This is a genomic window from Pseudomonas sp. FSL R10-1339 (assembly GCF_009600545.1).
GTDB classification, from domain to species: domain Bacteria; phylum Pseudomonadota; class Gammaproteobacteria; order Pseudomonadales; family Pseudomonadaceae; genus Aquipseudomonas; species Aquipseudomonas bubulae.
Window position 1 is genome coordinate 1 of sequence record NZ_WIVQ01000195.1, and the last position, 2245, is coordinate 2245.

At 59.5% G+C, this 2245-nt stretch carries 3 protein-coding genes; 2 read left to right on the forward strand and 1 reads right to left on the reverse strand.

Features of this window, described 5'->3' with window-relative positions:
* Positions 1-370: 370 nt before the first annotated feature.
* Both GHO03_RS24230 and GHO03_RS24235 read left to right on the forward strand, forming a co-directional pair.
* Positions 371-1210, forward strand: coding sequence for a DUF2242 domain-containing protein (locus GHO03_RS24230; RefSeq protein ID WP_130871642.1), 840 nt, complete (start codon positions 371-373; stop codon positions 1208-1210).
* A 38-nt stretch (positions 1211-1248) separates the two neighbouring features.
* The gene (locus GHO03_RS24235) at positions 1249-1434 is read left to right on the forward strand and encodes a hypothetical protein (RefSeq protein ID WP_130871641.1); all 186 of its coding nucleotides are present in this window, start codon (positions 1249-1251) and stop codon (positions 1432-1434) included.
* A 13-nt stretch (positions 1435-1447) separates the two neighbouring features.
* Here GHO03_RS24235 and GHO03_RS24240 read toward each other — a convergent pair.
* On the reverse strand, positions 1448-2245 hold a 798-nt coding region (locus tag GHO03_RS24240), incomplete at its 5' end, for an AraC family transcriptional regulator (protein WP_153400662.1).

A 2245-nucleotide genomic window follows, 5' to 3' on the forward strand; every position in this document is an offset into this window, starting at 1 on the left:
CGGTAGTTCAGTCGGTTAGAATACCGGCCTGTCACGCCGGGGGTCGCGGGTTCGAGTCCCGTCCGCTGCGCCATATTTGCTTCAGGGCCCTTGAACTCCCTGAATCTACATAAAAAGCGACCCCAGGGTCGCTTTTTTTGTGCCCGGGATTTTGTACGGACCCAGCCACTGTGGGAGCGAGCCTGCTCGCGAAGATGCCGGACTTGCCGGATAACCGCGAAGCTCTTGGCGCCTTCGCGAGCAGGCTCGCTCCCACAGTGGGGTCGAATGCGGTTTCAGGCCGCGATCCACGATCAGATGCGACAAACTGCCCGCGATTATCACCACTTGATGCACAATACGCCCCGTACCGTTCTCTTCAGGATTTTCAATGCTTATGTCATTCCCCGTGCGTGCCGTGGTAGTCGCTCTCGTGCTGACTGGCCTGGCAGGTTGCTCGTCGAAGAAAACTGCCATCTATGAACATGAAAACTTCGATGACTCCGGTACGTTCTCGCGCAATTACCCGGTGACCGACAAGACAGCCTGCGAATCAGCGCGGCGCGCCTTGCTTAGCCAGGGCTATATCATCACCAGCAATGACCCGAAAATGATCAGCGGCCACAAGAGCTTCCAGCAAACCGGCGAAAGCCATCTGGAGATCAGCTTCAACATTGTGTGTGCCGACGATGGCGGTTCTGAGCATCACGCCACCATGTTTGCCAATGCGCTGCAGGACCGTTACGCCCTGAAGAAAGTCAACAACTCTGCCAGTCTGGGTGTCGGTGTGCTGGGTTCGGTGTCGATGCCGATTGGTTCAACCGATGATTCGATGGTCAAAGTCGCCAGCGAGACGGTGTCTTCGGCGCAGTTCTATGACCGCTTTTTTGGCCTGGTCGAAGTGTTCCTGCCCAAGCCCAAGGAAGTCGTGAAAGCGGTAAAGGCGCCGCAAAAAGCCAAGCCTGATCTGGGCGTGCCTGAGCCTGCGCCAGTGCCGACTGAAGTGATTGTGCCTGCACCCCAGCCGGTTATTGTGCCCGAGCCAGTTGTGGCGCCTGCCAGCGAGCCTGTGCTGCTGCCCCCGGCCGCAGCCGAACCTGTTCTACCTGTGCTGGAGGCCCCGGTAACGGTACCTGCAGTGGTGGCGCCAGTCACGCCTGTGGTCGAGCCTGTGACCGAGCCTGCCATCACCTCCGTACCTGCCGCCGTAGAGCCTTCCCCCGTTCAATAACTGTGCAGTAAATCTCAAAAGCTCTGCTACGTTTAACGATGAGTATTGACAGTGCCCGCGAAGGTGTCATTTTTCCTTCATGCGGGCACTTTATGCTCAGGCATGACTTAAACAAACAGACTGAAAAGGGATGCTGTATGGACGACTATCAGGAAGAGCTGCTTGAATACCAGGCCTTTGAACTGGACCCGCTGGAACCTGCCGACGATGCGACCGAGCTTTGAGCCCGGTGCAGCATCAGGCAGTCTGGCGCTGACGCCGTCGGTATTCTCCCGGCGTCTGCGCATTCCAGCGCTTGAAGGCCCGCTGAAACGCCTCGGCTGAGGCAAACCCCAACAAATAAGCGATTTCGCCGAAGGCCAGCTCCGTATCACGGATATAGGTCATGGCGAGGTCGCGGCGTGTGTCGTTGAGAATGGCGCGAAATTGCGTGCCTTCTTCGGCCAGCTTGCGGCGCAAGGTCCAGGTCGGCAGCTTGAGGCGTGCCGCCACTTCCTCCAGGTCGGGTTCGCGACCGCCATTGAGCAAAGGCCCCAGCAGTTGCGTAATGCGCTCGCGCAGGCTGCGGGTGCGGGTCATTTGCTCCAGTTCGCGCTCACACAGTTGCAGCAGGTAGGCCCAGGTGCTGGGGCAGTGCTGCGGGTTGCGCAGGTCGAGGGTGGCGTGATTGAGGCGCAGCTGGTTGGTTTCTGCACGAAACTGCAGGGTCGAGCTGCCCAGCCCGTTGTAGCATTGGGCGTAATCCGGTTCGCTGAATTCGATATCGATCTGCTCGCAGCTCAAGGGCCGGGCTGCAACCGCGGACAGGTGCTGCAACCAGCCGGCAATGATCGAGTCCACCACAAAGCGGTTATAGGCGTTGTACGGGCTGATGGAGTAAAACCGCAGCCAGGCACCCTGGGCGTCTTCGTGCAGGCTTGACTGCCCGCGGTAGTTGGAGCCGTACAAGGGTTCGAAACGTATCAGGGTGCGGGCCGCTTCGCGCACTGTGGGTGCCTGGGCTGCGGTGACGCCGGCCAGGCCCACCTGGCCCAG